12 protein-coding genes are annotated in these 14,969 nt (G+C 61.4%); all 12 read left to right on the top strand.

Going from position 1 to position 14,969, the window contains the following annotated elements; translation table 11 throughout:
* Positions 1-200: 200 nt before the first annotated feature.
* The 12 genes from fliL to AC1D1Y_RS21920 all read left to right on the top strand — a co-directional run bounded on the left by fliL (position 201) and on the right by AC1D1Y_RS21920 (position 14,969).
* On the top strand, positions 201-689 hold the full coding sequence (fliL, locus tag AC1D1Y_RS21975) for a flagellar basal body-associated protein FliL (protein ID WP_477677320.1): 489 nt from the start codon (positions 201-203) through the stop codon (positions 687-689).
* Between the two features lie 36 nt (positions 690-725).
* Complete coding sequence (fliM, locus tag AC1D1Y_RS21970; RefSeq protein WP_477652276.1) at positions 726-1,730, top strand: flagellar motor switch protein FliM; 1,005 nt, start codon at positions 726-728, stop codon at positions 1,728-1,730.
* Positions 1,723-2,178 (top strand): flagellar motor switch protein FliN, encoded by a 456-nt coding sequence (fliN, locus tag AC1D1Y_RS21965; RefSeq protein ID WP_477652275.1) that lies wholly within the window; start codon positions 1,723-1,725, stop codon positions 2,176-2,178. The genes fliM and fliN overlap by 8 nt, the downstream gene beginning before the upstream one ends.
* Positions 2,175-2,672 carry a flagellar biosynthetic protein FliO gene (gene fliO, locus AC1D1Y_RS21960; RefSeq protein ID WP_477684206.1) on the top strand — a complete coding sequence of 166 codons (498 nt, stop codon included), beginning with the start codon at positions 2,175-2,177 and terminating at the stop codon, positions 2,670-2,672. Before fliN ends, fliO begins: the two co-directional genes overlap by 4 nt.
* Before the next feature lie 73 nt (positions 2,673-2,745).
* Positions 2,746-3,450, top strand: a complete 705-nt coding sequence (gene fliP, locus AC1D1Y_RS21955) for a flagellar type III secretion system pore protein FliP (RefSeq protein WP_477684207.1) — start codon at positions 2,746-2,748, stop codon at positions 3,448-3,450.
* A 17-nt stretch (positions 3,451-3,467) separates the two neighbouring features.
* Positions 3,468-3,737 (top strand): flagellar biosynthesis protein FliQ, encoded by a 270-nt coding sequence (fliQ, locus tag AC1D1Y_RS21950; RefSeq protein ID WP_477652273.1) that lies wholly within the window; start codon positions 3,468-3,470, stop codon positions 3,735-3,737.
* A 28-nt stretch (positions 3,738-3,765) separates the two neighbouring features.
* A complete protein-coding gene (gene fliR, locus AC1D1Y_RS21945) occupies positions 3,766-4,560 on the top strand; it encodes a flagellar biosynthetic protein FliR (protein WP_477684205.1) in 795 nt (264 codons plus the stop codon).
* Positions 4,561-4,813: 253 nt separating this feature from the next.
* Positions 4,814-5,440: a hypothetical protein gene (locus AC1D1Y_RS21940; RefSeq protein WP_477684204.1), complete on the top strand. Its 627-nt coding sequence runs from the start codon at positions 4,814-4,816 to the stop codon at positions 5,438-5,440.
* The gene (locus tag AC1D1Y_RS21935) at positions 5,440-5,826 is read left to right on the top strand and encodes a hypothetical protein (RefSeq protein WP_477684203.1); all 387 of its coding nucleotides are present in this window, start codon (positions 5,440-5,442) and stop codon (positions 5,824-5,826) included. Before AC1D1Y_RS21940 ends, AC1D1Y_RS21935 begins: the two co-directional genes overlap by 1 nt.
* A gap of 17 nt (positions 5,827-5,843) precedes the next feature.
* Positions 5,844-6,053, top strand: coding sequence for a hypothetical protein (locus AC1D1Y_RS21930; protein WP_477684202.1), 210 nt, complete (start codon positions 5,844-5,846; stop codon positions 6,051-6,053).
* Positions 6,054-6,178: 125 nt separating this feature from the next.
* The gene (locus tag AC1D1Y_RS21925) at positions 6,179-6,418 is read left to right on the top strand and encodes a hypothetical protein (RefSeq protein ID WP_477684201.1); all 240 of its coding nucleotides are present in this window, start codon (positions 6,179-6,181) and stop codon (positions 6,416-6,418) included.
* Between the two features lies 1 nt (position 6,419).
* A complete protein-coding gene (locus tag AC1D1Y_RS21920) occupies positions 6,420-14,969 on the top strand; it encodes a tandem-95 repeat protein (protein ID WP_477684200.1) in 8,550 nt (2,849 codons plus the stop codon).

Here is a 14,969-nt window from a genome sequence, read left to right as displayed (position 1 = left end):
GGGCTACCTGCCGGCCGATGCGGCCGCGCCGGCGCCCACGGCCGCCGCGCCGGCGCACCCGCGCGGCAAGGTGGACACCTACGCCTGAGCAAGCGCGCCCGGCAAATGCCGAAGTTGAAGCGTTTTCCCCCTGCTGCTCCGGCGATGCCCGGCCGGTGTTTTACCCAACAATCGATTGACCAACCCAAACCCACACCGCCATGGCTACCAGCACACTCCCAGCGAAGACCCTCACCTCGCGCCAGCCCTCGCCCAAACTCATCGCCCTGTTGATCGCCCTGTCGGTCCTGGCCGCCGCCGCGGCCGCGGGCGCCACCTGGTACCTCAGCAACCAGCGCAACGCCGAGGCCGCGCCCGCCGCCACCCTGCCGGCCGCGCCGCTCTTCGTGGCGCTGGAGCCCATGACCGTCAACCTGCAGCCGGGCGGCCGCAGCCGCTTCCTGCATGCGGCCGTGACGCTGAAGGTGCCCGACGCCAAATCCCAGGCCCTGGTCACCCAGTACCTGCCTGAAGTGCGCAGCCGGCTGCTCACGGTGCTGTCCAACCGCGCCTCCGACGCGCTGATCACGCCCGAGGAAAAAGCCAAGCTGGCCGCCGAGATCATGGCCGCGCTGAACCAGCCCCTGGTGCCCAACCTGCCCTCGCTGAAGATTTCCAGCGTGATGTTCACCACCTTCATGCTGCAGTAAGCGCATTGCCGTCAATCCGCCCAATGAAATCCGCCCATGGCCTATGAACAGCAGCTCTCGCAGGACGAGGTAGATGCGCTGCTGCAGGGCGTCACCGGTGACGCCGGCACGGCCAGCCCGAAGCCGCCCGCCCCCGCGGGCCCGCCGACCTACAACCTCGGCACGGACGAGCGCATCGTGCGCGGCCGCATGCACACGCTCGAGGTCATCAACGAGCGTTTCGCGCGCCACCTGCGCGGCGCGCTGCTGACCTTCATGCGGCGCAGCGCCGACATCTCGGTGGGCGCGGTGCAGATCCAGAAATACGGCGACTTCATACGCCACCTGCCGGTGCCGGCCAACATCAACATGATGCACATGAAGCCGCTGCGCGGCACGGCGCTGTTCGTGTTCGACCCCAAGCTGGTGTTCCTGGTCGTCGACAACCTGTTCGGCAGCGACGGCCGCTACCACGTGCGCATCGAGGGCCGCGACTTCACGCAGACAGAGCAGCGCATCATCAAGCGCCTGCTCAACCTCACGCTGGAGAGCTACGGCGGCGCCTGGCAGCCGGTCTACCCGCTTGAGTTCGAATACGTGCGCGCCGAGATGCACGCCAAGCTGGCCAACATCGTCGCGCCCAACGAGGTGGTCATCAACACCACCTTCCAGATCGAGTTCGGCCCCATAGGCGGGGCGCTCAACGTCTGCATCCCCTATTCCATGATCGAGCCGATACGCGACCTGCTGTCGAATCCTCTGCAGGACGAGATCGAGATCGACAAGCGCTGGGTCAAGCAGCTCTCGCAGCAGGTGCAGAGCGCCGAGGTCGAGCTGCGCGCCCACTTCCTGACCCTGCAGTCCAGCATAGGCCAGCTGCTCAGGCTGCAGGCCGGCGACGTGCTGCCCGTCGAGATCCCGGACACCATCATCGGCAAGGTCAACGGCGTGCCCGTCATGGAATGCGGCTACGGCACCTCCAACAACCACTATGCCCTGCGCGTGGAAAAAATGATCCACCACCAGGACAGCGACTCCAGCAAGGGAAAAGACCATGAGTGAAGACAGCAAAGAGCAGCCGGCGGCCGACGCCGACGACTGGGGCAGCGCGCTCGCCGAGCAGGCGCAGTCCAGCGCCGCCGCCGCGCCACCACCGCCTCCTCCGCCCGCGCCTCCACCTCCTTCCACCGCGGCCGGCGAACGCGTGTTCCAGCCGCTGCAGGGCAACGCCGCCTTCGAGATCGCGCGCGGCGACATAGACCGGGTGCTCGACGTGCCGGTGCAGCTGACCACCGAGCTGGGCCGCACCCGCATCACCATCAAGAGCCTGCTGCAGCTGTCCCAGGGCTCGGTCGTCGAGCTCGACGGCCTGGCCGGCCAGCCCATGGACGTCTTCATCAACGGCTATTTGATCGCGCAGGGAGAGGTGGTCGTCGTCAACGACAAATTCGGCATACGCCTGACCGACATCATCACGCCGTCCGAACGCATGCAGAAGCTGAACCGATGAAGCCTGTGTTCCGTAGCGCGATTCGAGCATTCGCCGCCCTGCTGCTGGCCGGCCTCTGCCTGTCAGCCGGCGCGGTGCTGCCCACCGTGCCCGCGGCCGCCGCCGAGCCGGTGCGCGCCTCTTTCGGCGCCGCCGGGCTGCTGCAGGCCGGGCTGGGCCTGGCCTTTGTGGTCGCGATGATCTTCGGCTGCGCCTGGCTGGCGCGGCGCTTCGGCCTGCAGGCCGGCGGCAGCGGCCGCCTGCTCAAGGTCGTCTCCAGCGCCATGGTCGGCCAGCGCGAACGTGTGGTCGTTGTCGAGGTCGGCGGCCAATGGCTGGTGCTGGGCGTGGCGGCCGGCCAGGTGCGCGCGCTGCACACCATGCCCGCGCAAAGCCTGCCCGGCAACCTCCCCGACAGCGACGCGGTGCCCGCGCCCCAGCGCTTCACCGGCCCCGGCAGCGCATTCTCAAACCGGCTGCTCGAATCGCTGAACAAGCTCAAAAAGCGCGACTGAGATGAAGAACAAGCTTGCCGGCCTGCGTGCCGGCGCGGCCCTGCTGCTGCCCGCGTTCATCGTGATCGCGCTGATGCTGCTGCCCGAGGCCGCCTCCGCCCAGGGCCTGCCCGGCATCACCAGCACCAAGGGCCCGGGCGGTAGCCAGACCTGGTCGCTCAGCGTGCAGACCCTGGTGCTGCTGACCTCGCTGTCTTTCTTGCCCGCGCTGCTGCTGTCCATGACCAGCTTCACGCGCATCCTGATCGTGCTGGGCCTGCTGCGCACCGCCATCGGCACGCAGTCCTCGCCGCCCAACCAGGTGCTGGTCGGGCTTTCGCTGTTTTTGACGTTTTTTGTGATGTCGCCGGTCTTCGACAAGGTGCACGCCAGCGCCTACAAACCTTTTTCCGAGAACAAGATCAGCGCCGAGCAAGCCCTGGAACGCGGCGTCGAGCCCTTCAAGCAGTTCATGCTCAAGCAGACCCGCGAGGCCGACCTGGCCCTGTTCGCCCGGCTCGCCAATATCGAGAAGCTCGACGGCCCCGAAGATGTCAGCCTGCGCATCCTGCTGCCCGCCTTTGTGATCAGCGAACTCAAGACCGCCTTCCAGATCGGCTTCACCATCTTCATCCCCTTCCTCATCGTCGACCTCGTGGTTGCCAGCGTGCTGATGTCCATGGGCATGATGATGGTGCCCCCGGCCACCATCTCGCTGCCCTTCAAGCTCATGCTGTTTGTGCTGGTCGACGGCTGGCAGCTGCTGATAGGCGCGCTGGCGCAGAGCTTTTATCTCTAGCGGAAGAAGAACGACTCATGACTCCCGAATCCGTCATGGCCCTGGGCTATGAGGCCATGAAGCTCTCGCTGCTGCTGGGCGCGCCGCTGCTGCTGGTGGCCCTGGTCACCGGCCTGCTGATCAGCCTGTTCCAGGCCGCCACGCAGATCAACGAGATGACACTGTCCTTTATCCCCAAGCTGCTGGCCGTCTTCGCCACGCTGGTGATCGCCGGGCCCTGGATGCTGGGCACCGTGCTCGACTACATGCGCAACCTGTTCTCGTCGATTCCGCAGATCGTCGGCTGAGGGCCGGGCGCAGCTCGGGCAAAAAGCCATGCAGCCGGTTTTTTCGGTCACCTCCGGCCAGCTCAATCTCTGGCTGGTGTTTTTCCTGTGGCCTTTTGTGCGCATGCTGGCCCTGATCAGCACCGCGCCCATCTTCAGCGAAGCCGCCGTGCCGCGCAGGACCAAAGTCGGCCTGGCCATGCTGCTGGCCATCGTGGTCGCGCCCACGCTGGGCGCGCCGCCCAGCGTGCCCCTGGTCTCCGCCGCCGGCTTCTGGATCCTGGTCCAGCAAATCCTGATTGGCGCGGCCATGGGTTTCTCCATGCGCCTGGTCTTCGCGGCCGTGCAAGCCGCCGGTGAATACGCCGGCCTGCAGATGGGCCTCTCATTCGCCTCCTTCTTCGACCCCACCAGCGGCGGCAACACCATGGTCATTGCCCGCCTGCTCAACGTCATGGCCATGCTGATTTTTCTCGCGGTCGACGGCCATTTGATGCTGGTCATGGTGCTGGCCGAAAGCTTCCAGGCCCTGCCGATCTCCGACGCACCGCTCGCCGCCGGCGGCTGGTTCCTGCTGGCCAACGCCGGCGGCGAGATCTTTGCCGGCGGCCTGATGCTGGCCCTGCCCCTGATCGCCACCCTGCTCACGCTCAACCTCGCCATGGGCATCCTCAACCGCGTGTCGCCGCAGTTCAGCATTTTTGCGGTCGGCTTCCCCATCACGCTGCTGGCCGGCATCGCCATGCTGCAGCTGCTGATGCAATACCTGGCGCCTTTCCTGGAGCCGCACTTCGCTGCGGCCTTCGCGGGCACGATGGGGGTTTTGCAGGGTTTGCGGCAGTAGCAGGCGACAGGCAGTGTCCGCGAACACGGACCCGGCTTAACAGCCTAAATCCCACAAACAATGACCGCGCGCGGACAATCCGCGCGGATTTCCCCGGCGAGCTCGCATACCGTTCAGCGTCGCCATTCAAAGCCCGGCCCGCCACGCGGTTGCCGGCTACTGGCACAGCCAAAACATCTCCCAACAAACGTGATCGCCATGGGCTTTGCTCAACGGGCAAAGCGGCGGGAGCTTTTCGAGAAACGGGGGAGCCATGAGAAAGAACACGAGCGGAAAACAAACCACCGTCTCCCGAAGGACATGGCTCGCGCAAGCAGGCCGGCTGGGCATGGGCTTGACCCTGCCGGGCATCAGCCGGGCAGTCGGTCCCGACAAAAAGAAACCCGCCATAAAAGGCGTGCCAAAAACCCACTACCTGGTCTCGGCCATCCTGCGCGAAGGCGTGCAGGATTTCACCTTCAGGCTGGCCCACTCAGTGCAATCGGCCGCCAGCGTGGACGAAGCCACCGGCCTCTTCACGCGCCTGGTGCTGGAGAAATACCCGGGCTATGCGATCGCACAAACCACGGTGACCGACATCGCCCTGCCGCCGGGCGCATGCACCGCAGGCAAGCCGGGCAGCCCCAGAAAACCCAGCCCCACCCTCTACATCGTCTCCGCCGCGATGAACAACAGCAGCGCCAGGGACCTTGACACCCTGCTGGTCAACGGCTGGCTGCCCGGCCGCAGCGCCGACGACGCTCTGGGCCGCGTCCTGCGCGACGTGAAGGCGAGGTACCCGGACTTCACGCCCTCCAGCACGCTGGCCACTGAACTGAACCTGAAGCTGGTCGGCTGCGCCGCACCCGATCCCGCGACTTACCAAGGGGAGCGTGCCTGATGAAGCGAAGCAAAAAAAACTCGGCGAACCGCACCGTGCTGGCCACTGCGCAGTTTTGCCTGATCATGGCCCTGGCCGCTTGCGCTGCCGCCATTCAGGTGCACGCCCCATCCAGCGACCAGGTCGGTCAGTCCGCCCCTCAAGTCACCACGAGCACGCCTGCCAATCCCCCAGGCTTCCGACTGGAAAAGTTCGTACTGTGCTACGAAGAGCATCGTCCTTCGGTGATGGGAAAGCCAAGCCTCATCAAACGGCATGACATGCACATCAGCATGCTGGTCCCGCAGGACGACTGCCTGACCTTGGATGCCAATGGCTGGCTGCGTGTGGTGCCTGGTCAGTGCACTCGCATGCCCGCGCAAAGCGCTTGCGAGGAGAAGCCATGACTTTAAGGAGCGCTGCCATGAAACCGATCCAGCTTCGCTTTATCCCCCATGGAGTTCTCGCATTCGCGCTGCTTGCCGCAGCCACCTGCCATGCCGCTCAAACGGACAAACTCCTCAAGACGTACGCCCTGACGCCATCTACGCAGGAGGATGCTTCTGGCTATGCGTCGGGATATTGGTTCGTGCAATTTATTCAATTTTTCTTGGGGATCGGCTCGCACTGCTAAATAAGCAAGTTCGTCATCAACAAGTTTCCTGCGTGCAAGCGAAAACCGATGAGATTGCAATCAACCCTACTTTAAAAAACTGAAAGAGTCGAGGAATTATGCGAAAAACATCTCTCAATAAAGTCATGCGACGACTTTTCCGTGTACTCACAGCCCTCATTGGGGGAGTGCTTGTCACAGTACTTCTTGAGGCAGGCTTGTGGATGGCTCTATTTCATTTTTTTCCTGGCGAACCTGACGATTCAGGCTTTGGAGGAGCTGGAGCAATTGCATTGTTAGTCATCACTGGATGCGTAGGAATCCCTTTGTTTTCAACCATTGCATATTTTTTCTTGAGAAAACGTTTTACTAAAGAAGGAAATTGAAATGACGACTAACGTCAATCTCTCTCTGTATTTTTCGGGTCCTATCCCCCCTGGTTTCGACGCAAATGCAAATATCGATCTCGCGAAGCAGTATGCAGCCAGCCACACGCCAGGGGAAGTATTGGACTGGTTTAACCACATGGCAAGGAATAACAAGGATGGGCATTTACCTCAGAGCGTCTCTTGGGATTTCAAGCAAATTGATCCCCGATATGCTGATTTTGGAAACTTCTGGTATGGCTTTATCGGAAAAGCAGTTGGTATATCTGACGCAGCATTGAAAATAGCCGCAGGAGTTGCGCAAGGAAAGGCTAACGGATTAAGCGACTCGGGTGCGGTATGGCGAACTCTGACTGCACCGGAGTACGGCGATAACCCAGGCGACCAAGCTCAGATTCAATCCGGCATTAATGCGGCAGCGACCACGCGTATTGCGGAGCCAGATCGGATAACCAATACCAATCTTGTAATAGCAAGATTAAGTGGCGACATAAAAAACTTTCAAGGTACGCTGCCTGCTCCCGCCTATGACAGCTCCACCACAAGCACGATCGGCTTACCCAGTCCAATATTCGAATACGTCAATCCGCATACGGTAAAGATTCTCGCGGGAGGTAATCTCTATAGGATTGCAGAACTGGAATTCAAGAGCGGAAACAATATTTCTGCTGAAGACCTCCGTATTTTCAACTCCATAGCGGACCCAACAAAACTCGGCATCAATTCTCTGGTTATGGTTCCCAAGCGTGTGGGTGACAGCTTGCAAATCCAATTTGACGCCGTTCTGTACTCTCTTAATCCAAGGACTGGGGAATACGAATTCTCGACAAAAGACTTGCAGGGCAATGCAGTCAAGTGGCAACGGATGGTTGGCCCCGACGGAAAATATAGAGATAGATATGCAGTGACGTCGGCTAGTGATGGGTCAGTCCAAGAAACCTTTTCGCCTGTAGCCAATGCCTATGGCATTGATTTTCAAAATCTAGTCCCCAACAGTCTCATCACCCTCGACACCGCAGGCGACTTTTCTCGTGCGGATCGCATCGACAAAAACTCCGTTGACCTGAACGCCGGCCGGGGCGATACCAACAACCTGCCGGCGGAAGTCAAACTCAGCGGGGATTTGGCCAATGCGTCACCTGCCCTGAAGGCCGAGATCAGCCGCATTGCCAGCGAAGGCCAGAACACCTGGGCGGCCGAAGGGCGTGATGCTCGACAGGTTAACAACAGCTATACCCCGCCCACTGATGTCGCACCGCTGATAAACAGCCTGGGAATGGCGGCCAGTGAAAGCCTGGTCAACCCCGTCTGGGACAACCGCCCTGCAAGCAACTCCGGTTCGACCAGCACCGCGCCCTCCACCACTCAGCCGCCTACGACCACTCAGTCAAGTTCCCCGGTACGCCTAGGCCCCGCCCAAATATCGATCAATCAATATTTGATGAACGGTATGGAGGTTATCACTACCCGTTTCGAGGATCCATATGGAAAAACACGCGAAATTGGCAAAGAGAGGGAGGGGCTGATTATTAGAATTGACGGTTTGATTGATGATCGACCGGCCCCGGATGATGCCGTCCTCATCCATTCAAGCAGCTTCACCTTGTCTGACTCGAACTTCTACGACGCCTTGTCTTATGCGGACGGGGGTTCTGACGGTTTTGACGACGGCAATACGGTGGATTTTGCCAACAATATCCTGGTTGCGGCAGGGCTTGCCAGAAACGGCGTTGGCGACCAGCAATACTCTTTTACGGCCACGCCTATCACCATAGATCCAGCGCTGCGGATTCCCGGCCTTGCGGCGTACCTCAGTATCGCCACCCTGTCGGGACAATATGCTTTCGACACAGCCTATGTCATGGGGAACTCATGGAGCACCTTGTGGGGCGACGACCAGGGGTACTGGGCACTGGAGGACATTGCAAGGATTGTGGCCATACTAGGCGAGCCAAGCAGTCAAGCCTATTTTGATTTGTTCAATGATGCCTGGACCGCGGCAGGCGGTTCACCCATTGCCATTGACCTCACCGGGGACGGTGTCAATACCATCAGCTTTGCCTCATCAACGGTCAAGTTCGATGTCAGCGGTGACAACGTAGCTGACCAGACTGGGTGGCTCTCTGCTCAGGATGCGTTTGTGGCTTACGACCAAAACGGCAATGGAAAAATTGACGGCGTCAATGAGCTGTTTGGCGGCCTGCAAAGAGGCCAGGGCTATGCCAAGCTGGCGGAGTTTGATTCCAACCATGATCAGGTCATCTCAAATCTCGACCAATCATTTTCATCGCTCAGACTGTGGCGCGATTCGAACAGCAACGGCGTCACCGACACCGGCGAGTTGATGTCGCTCGCAGACGGCAAAGTCAGCGGACTGGATCTGCGCTACCTGACGCAGGAAGTTCGCGACCAGGGGAATTTGCTTGGCGAGGTCTCCACGGCAACCGTGAACGGCGTCAAGCGTCCAATGGCTGACGTGTACTTCCGATTTGTCGACGGCGCGACGACCTCCAGCGGCACCGGCCAGATTGTCAGCACTGATGCCGGCACCAAAAGTTATATCTCCAACAATACGCTAGGCGAAATCCTGAGCACGGCGAACAAGGCCGTCAACAATCTTTATGCCGGATCGGGGAATGACAGCCTGACAGGTGATGCGGGCATTAACTGGCTGTCCGGCGGCAATGGATCGGACAGCTTCAACGCCGAAGCGGGGGATGACGTGCTACTGGTGGACGCTGCGGACAGTCAGGTCAATATCCACGCGGGCGCCGGGATCGATCTGATCCGCGTGACCGGCGGCGCCGGGGTGGTGCTGAATTTGGCAATCGTGGAGGCCGAGGTGGCTGAAGGTGGCGACGGCAATGACGTGTTCATTGGCGGCGGGCGCAGCACCGTGGTGATCAGCGGAGGTTCAGGCGACGACATCCTGGTGGGTAGCGCCGCCAACGACGTGCTGGCCGGGGATGCCGGCAATGACCTGGTCGACGGAGGTGCTGGTGACGACCTGGTGCGCGGAGGTGTCGGCGACGACGTCCTGATAGGAGGCCTTGGAGTCGATATCTTGGCGGGTGGCGTCGGCGATGATGTCTATGGCGTAGACAACACGCTCGACACCGTGTTTGAAAACGCCAACGAGGGCAACGACACGATGCAAAGCACCGTGAGCTACACCTTGAGTACCAATGTTGAGAACCTGACCCTGATGGGCAATGATGCCCTCAACGGCACCGGCAACGCTTTGAACAATACGATCACCGGCAACAGTGCGGCCAATGTACTGGACGGCGGCGCAGGCGCGGACACCTTGAATGGCGGAGACGGTGATGATCGTTATCGCTTCAACCTGGGCAGCGGATGTGACACCCTCGTAGACCGCAGCGGGAACGACCGAATCGTGTTTGGCGCTGGCATCAGCGCTGCGCAAACCAGCGCCAGCATGGCTAACGGACAGGTCACATTGTCTGTGACATCCGGCGACAGCGTAAGTTTTGCGGCAGCGGCCTTTAACAACTACGCCATTGAGCAGTTCGAGTTTTCTAATGGCAGCGTGCTGAGCACGACCTGGCTCAACACCCTGCTTGATACTGCCCCCACCGGTGCCAACAAAACCCTGACGCTCAATGAAGACGGCAACTATGTGATCACCGCCGCCGATCTGGGTTTTGTCGACGTCAATCCCGGCGACAGCCTAAGCGCGGTACGCATCGACAGTTTTCCCGTGGCCGGCAGCCTGAAGCTGAACGGCACAGCCGTTACCACCGCGCAAGTCATCAGCGCCGCCGATCTGGCCGCCGCGCGCCTGCTGTTCAGCCCGGCCGCCAATGCCAACGGCAACAGCTACGCCAGCCTGTCGTTCTCGGTCAAGGACCAATACGGCGCGTTTGATGTTGCGCCCAACACCCTGACCTTCAACGTCACAGCGGTCAATGACGCTCCCTCGTTGACTGGAACAAAGGCCGCACTGGCGGCGGGCACGGAAGATACGACTTACACCGTCACCCAGACCAGCTTGCTGGCGGGTTTCAGCGACGTGGAAGGCAGCGCCTTGTCGGTGGTTGGCCTGAGCGCCAGTAATGGCGCATTGTCGGCGTTCAATGCAGCGACCGGTAGTTGGACCTTTACCCCCAATGCCAACTACAACGGCACGGTCAACTTGAGCTACGGCGTCAGCGACGGCACGATAAACACCCCAGCCACGCAGAGCTTCACGCTGGCGGCGGTCAACGATGCGCCCACGCTGACGGCCTTCGCGGCACCGCTGGCGACAGGCAATGAAGACAGTGAAGCGTTGGTCACTTTCGCGCAACTGCTGGCACAGGGCAATGAGGCTGACGTGGATGGCACGGTTTCTGCCTTTGTGGTGAAGGCCGTGAGCAGCGGCAACTTGCGCATAGGCGCGACGGCGGCCACGGCCACAGCCTGGAATGCGACCACCAACAACACCGTGGATGCAACCCGCAGCGCCTACTGGGCGCCCACACTGAACGCCAACGGTGCCCTCAATGCTTTCACGGCCGTGGCCAAAGACAACGGCGGCGCGGAGTCCAGCACGGCCATCCAGGCCAAGGTGATGGTCACGCCGGTCAATGATGCGCCTACCGGCACAGTGACAGTTAGCGGCACCGCTACCCAGAACCAGATCTTGACGGCGGCAAACACGCTGGCCGATGCGGACGGCCTGGGGATGATGAATTACCAGTGGCTTGCCAATGGCACAGTCATCGCGGGTGCTACCGGTTCCACACTCACGCTCGGCCAGGCGCAAGTCGGCAAGGCGATCAGTGTCAAAGCCAGTTATGCCGACGCGCAGGGCACGGCGGAAAGCGCCACCAGCGCGGTTACCGGAACGGTGGCCAATGTGAACGACACGCCCACGGGCACCGTTACGGTGCTGCGCGGCGGCTCACCCCTTACCGCCACCACAACCGTCCAGCAAGGCGATGTACTGAGCGTCGGCAGCACGCTGGCCGATGTCGATGGCTTGGGTGCTTTGACCTACCAATGGCAAAGCTCGGCCAATGGCACGACATGGAGCGCCATCAGCGGCGCCACCGCCGCGAGCATCACGCTCATCTCGACCCTGGCCGGCCAGAGCCTTCGTGTGGTTGTCAGCTATACCGATGGTTTCGGCACGGCGGAAAGCATGACCAGCATGGCTACCGCCGCCGTCAACCGCATGGTCGGCACGGCCGGCGCCGATACGCTGGCCGGCACTGCAGGTACCGATCGGCTCGAAGGCCTTGCCGCCAGCGACAGTTATGTCGTCAACCATGCAGGCGATGTGGTGGTCGAAAACGTCAATGAGGGCATCGACACCGTCAGCAGCTCGGTGGACTACACACTCACGGCCAATGTCGAAAATCTCACCCTGACAGGGGCTGCGGCCCTAAATGGCACCGGCAATGACCTGAACAATGCCTTGACCGGCAACAGCGGCAACAACACATTGACGGGCGGGGCCGGTGACGACAGCCTCGATGGCGGTCTGGGCAATGACACCTTGAAAGGCGGGCTTGGCTCCGACAGTTACGGGATCGACAGCGCCCTGGACACCGTGATCGAGCTGGCCGGGGAGGGTATGGACACGGTGCTGACCGGCCTGGACGGTTACACCCTGGCCGCCAATGTGGAGAACCTGACGCTGGGCGGCACAGCAGCCATAGGTGGCACCGGCAATTCGCTGGACAACATCCTGACCGGCAACAGCGGCGCTAATCTGCTGATGGGCGGCTATGGCGCCGACACCCTGGTGGGCGGGAACGGTGACGACATGCTCGATGGCCTGCCCCCGGCGCTGGGTACCTCCATCACCGTCTATGTGATGGGACCCACCACCGCGAAATATTCGGTGGATCGCGGCGTAACCACTTCGTTTGCGTTAGTGGATGGCATGATTCCCGGCGTATCGGCCGGCCAGTCGCTGGAGGTGCAGGGCGGGGTCAACCCGGTCAAGGTCTATGTCACGCCCGGCAGCCGGGTGGACGCCCGCTCGCTTCACACGAACGGAGACAGCATCTACCTGAGCGGGAAGTTTGCCGACTACAGCCAGGCGGTTGACCAGGGCACAGGGGTCTACACCTTCACCCGGATTGCAGGCTTGCCTGCAGGACAAAACGAAAGTGTCATGGTGACGGTGACCGTTGAAAACGTCCACCTGTACTTTACCGACGGCAGTATGGGATTCAACGCCTTCGCCGACGCGCGCCTGCTGGACTTCAATACCGATGTCTATCACCCCATCCAGCAAAGCTGGCTCACAGGCGGCGCGCAGGCCTGGCCGGCCAGCATCCCTCTGCTGAGCCAGGGCGCCGACCGGCTGGTGGGCGGCCTGGGTAACGACAATTATTTTGTGGACGACGCGGGCGATATGGTGGTGGAAAACGCCAGCGAGGGAACGGACACCGTGCGCGCCAGCATCAGCTACGCCCTGGGCGCCAATGTAGAAAACCTCGCCCTGACCGGAACAGCGCTCAACGGCATGGGCAACTCGCTGGCCAACACGATCACCGGTAATAGCGGCATCAATGTGCTGATGGGCGGCTACGGCACGGACACCCTGATAGGCGGAAACGGCGACGACGTGCTGGACGGCCTGGCCCCGGCGCTGGGTGCCTCCATCATCATCTCTGTGGTGGGAGCCACCGCCGCCAACTATTTTGTGGATGGAGGACCGGCCACTTCGCTTGCGTTCGTGGGGGGCGTTCTGCCCAATGTATCGGCCGGTCAATCCTTGCAGGTGCTCGGCAGCATGAGCCCGGTCAAGGTCTATGTCACGGCCGGCAGCCGGGTCGACGCCAGCATGCGCACCTCGGCAGGCGACTGCATTTACCTGAGCGGGAAACTGGCCGACTACAGCCAGGCGATTAACCAGGACTCGGGCGTCTACACCTTTACCCGCATTGCAGGTCTGCCCGCAGGGCAAAGTGAAAGCGCGATGGTGCTCGTCTCCAATACGGATACTCGCCTGTACTTTTCCGATGGTTACCTCGTGATCAACTGCATCGCCGATGCGCGCTTGATGGACATCGGCACCTTTGTTTTTCACCCCATCCAACAAAGCTGGCTCACGGGCGGCGCACAGGCTTGGCCCGCCGGCTTCCCGCTGCTGAGCCAGGGGGCCGACCAGCTGGTGGGCGGCTTGGGTAACGATTGTTATTTTGTGGACGATGCGGGCGACGTGGTGGTGGAGAACGCGGGCGAGGGAACCGACACCGTGCGCTCCAGCATCAACTGCACGCTGAGCGCCAATGTCGAAAATCTCACCCTGACCGGTGCGGCGGCCATTAACGGCAGGGGCAACACCCTGAACAACACCCTCATCGGCAACAGCGCGGCCAATGTGTTGGACGGCGGCGCCAGCAACGACGTGCTGCAGGGCGGCTGGGGCAACGACACGCTCACAGGTGGCGCCGGCGACGATGTAGTGGACAGAGCGACGTCAGAGTCGATCAAGATGGTTGGTCCGATCGGTGGGTTGGCTAAGCTCGTTACCGGCGACCAGGTGATAAGTGAGGTCGCCATCTCTGGCGGTTGGCTGCCTTCGTGTCGTGTGGGCCAGACCCTGCAGATCTTGGGGTCATCTTCTGTGGACAAGGTTTATGTGACGGCCGGCAGTAGCGTGGATGCCACGAGTCTGGGTGGAGGTGTTGACGAAATCTACCTGACGGGCCGCCTGGGCGACTATACGGCTGCGTACTCGGGTAACACGATCACGCTGACGCGCCAAAGCGGACTGCCTGCCGGACAGGCAGAGGTGGTCAAGCTCAGCGGCGGCACGGCTGTCCAGCTCGACAACCTGTATTTCAGCGACGGATTTGTTAAAACCAACGCCTTTTTCAATTCCTTGAAGGCGAACACTGCGGTGGTGTTGGACACCAGCCAGCGCACGGATGCTTCCGTCGCCCCGGCGGTCTTCAGCGAAGGAGCCGATGTCATGGCCGGCGGCCTGGGTAACGACATTTTTATGGTCGACGACGCGGTCGATGTGGTGACCGAATTGGCTGGCGAAGGCACGGACACCGTGCAGAGCTATCTGGCCAGCTACACCTTGACGGCCAATGTCGAAAACCTGACCTTGCTGGGCAATCTGAGCGCCGGCGGCACGGGCAATGCCCTGGCCAATGTACTCTGCGGCAATGCCGGCAACAACACGTTGGCGGGTGGCACCGGCAGCGATACCTACACCGCCTATCGCGGCATGGGCCAGGATCGCATCATCGAAAACGACGCCACTGCGGGTGACACCGATGTGCTGTCTTTCGGTGCTGACGTAGCCACCAACCAGTTGTGGTTCAGCCACGCGGGCAACGACCTGGCGATCAACATCATCGGCACGTCTGACAAGATGACGATGCAGAACTGGTACTTGGGCAATCAATACCACGTCGAGCAGATCAAAACCAGCGACAACAAGGTATTGCTCGACACCCAGATCGAGAACCTGGTGCAGGCCATGGCAGGTTTCGCGCCACCCGCCATGGGCCAGACAAACTTGGCGGCGTCCCAGCAAACAGCGCTTGCGCCTGTGCTGGCGGCCAACTGGCACTAG

Source organism: Polaromonas sp. P1_G1, from assembly GCF_056405595.1.
The sequence above is the reverse complement of the archived record's forward strand: the minus strand, read 5'-3'. Positions and strand labels throughout refer to the sequence as shown.